Annotated in this window: 1 protein-coding gene and 1 pseudogene; both read right to left on the minus strand. The window is 76.3% G+C overall.

What is annotated here, in order from left to right; genetic code table 11:
- Nucleotides 1–57: 57 nt before the first annotated feature.
- Nucleotides 58–981 carry a CPBP family intramembrane glutamic endopeptidase gene (locus PHA29_RS10440; protein WP_270849575.1) on the minus strand — a complete coding sequence of 308 codons (924 nt, stop codon included), beginning with the start codon at nt 979–981 and terminating at the stop codon, nt 58–60.
- An 864-nt stretch (nt 982–1,845) separates the two neighbouring features.
- Nucleotides 1,846–2,104 (minus strand): annotated as a pseudogene (locus tag PHA29_RS10445) (DEAD/DEAH box helicase); the annotation flags it as partial.

The following is a 2,104-nucleotide window of genomic DNA, read 5'->3' on the forward strand; positions in this document are numbered from 1 at the left end:
GCCCCGTCCCCGGGCGCGGCGCCCGCGGGCGGCCGCCGGGCCCCAGGCCTCCCGGTCCTACGCGCCCGTCTGCGCCGAGGGAGAAGCCCCCTGCAGCGGCCCCGTCCCGTCCGCGGGCGCGGCGTCGCGGCGGGTCGCGAGGGCGAACAGCGCGACGCCGAGCGCGACGAGGCCGAACGACGCCGCGATCGCGAAGGGGACCCCGAGCATCTCGAGCGTTCCCGAGACGATCCCGACGAAATAGGACATGAAGTTCACCACCAGGTGCAGCCCGATGCTGTACCCCAGATGCCCCGTCCGCCAGACGACCCAACCGAGCACGAGCCCCATGACGAAGGCGTACAGCCCTTGGACGAGGTTCATGTGCAGTACGCCGAACAGCAGCGCCTGCACCGCGTTGGCCGCCCAGAAGCGCGCCGTCGGGACCGAGGGCAGCTCGGGCTCCGGCGCGCCGGTGAGCCGGCGCCACGAGCGGTCGCGCCAGCGCGGGGCGTGACCGGGGTTCAGCGCGCGCAGGGCGAACTCGAAGATGACGCCGCGGCAGGCGAGCTCCTCGGTCACCGGCGCGCCGACCGCCAGGACGATGACCGACAGCAGGGTGAACTCGCTCGTGACCGGGTCGTTGATGACCTCGGCGTACTCCGCGTCGAGCTGCGGGGCGAGCGGGAGCAGGTAGGTGAGCAGGTAGCTGATGGCCATCTGCATCCCGATGCCCAGGATCGCGATGGACAGCACCCTGAGCGTCACCGCGGCGGCCCCTGCGCGCCCCCGCGGACGCCGCGTCCGGGCGAACGAGACCGGGCGCAGGTGCAGCCACCACGGGAGGAAGATGGCGAGGCAGGCGAGCTGCGACGCGAGCATGACGGGGCCGAGGACGGCGACGAGCGTCTCGTCCGTGCCCGCGGTCGGGTTCAGCGCGAGGAAGATCAGGGTGAGGGCGAACGACCCGACGACGGCGACGGCGAGCTGGGCGACGATCACCGCGCCGAAGCCCCCGAGCGCCGCCGCGAGCCAGCCGGCGGCGGCCGCCGCGGGAGAGCGCGGGGTGTCGGAGGGGCGCGGCGGGACGGCGCCCGGGTGCAGGGGGGGGCGCCGGTGACCGCACCGGGATACGGCGCCGCGGCGACGGGGGCGGGGTACCCGGGCGCGGCTCCGGGATACGCGGGGGCGGCAGGTGCCTGCGCGGGCGGTTCGGGCGCGGGATACGGCACCGCGGGCGGTTCGGACGGGACCGCCCGCCCGGCGGGGACGCCCTCGTCGAACCCGGGGCCGGCGATCGCCGCCGCGGCGGGGGCGGGCCCCATCGCGGAGGGTGCCGCCTGCCCGAGGGGCGACGCCGCCGGGGCCCCTTCCATCACGGGAGGCGCCGCCTGCTCAGATGCCGCCTCGCCCGCACCGGGGAACCGGTCGACCTGCGCCCGGTCCAGGGGCGGGTACACCTGCTCGGTCCGGATGACGGTCGTGGCGGTGTCCTCCCCGTCCACGGGCTCGGCCCACACGGCGTCCGGCTCGTCGAGCCCCCATGTGCCCGCCTCGCCGGAGGGGTCGGACCGGCCGGGGGACGCGTCCGACGGGCCGAGGGCCCGTCCGAACTCGAGCTCGTCGGGGTCGGGGCAGCCGTCCTCGGGGCTACGACGGGGCGCGCGCTGATCGAAATCGCTCATAGTCTCACCTCGGATGCAGTATCCCCGCTTGCGGCCCATCCGAACGCCGTATCGGCAGATTTCAGGTCGAAGGCGAGAAAAAAGGGGCCTCGACCTGCGTCGAAGCCCCCACGTGGGATCTGTGCCCCGCCTCGGCGGCCAGCCGGGGACGCTCCCTCTGCACCGGCCTGCCGCAGGCTCGCTACCGCCTGCCCCCGCGGTCGCCCGGACGGCGCGTCGACGCGCCGCGGGAGGACGAGCCGTACGTCGAGCGGTTATCGCGTCCGCCCGAACGCCCCCCGCGCGCGCCGGAGCGGCGCTCGCGTCCCGTGGGCTCGTCGTAGTTGCGCCAGCTGTCGCGGTCGTCGCGGCCGGAGCGCTCGCGCCCCGGGGAGCCGGCGCGGCCGGAGCGCTGACCGCCCCGGTCCGGCCTGCCCTCGCGGCGCCCTCCCCGCTCGCCG

Origin of the sequence: Candidatus Collinsella stercoripullorum (assembly GCF_027669965.1) — a bacterium.
Classification (GTDB): Bacteria; Actinomycetota; Coriobacteriia; order Coriobacteriales; family Coriobacteriaceae; genus Collinsella; species Collinsella stercoripullorum.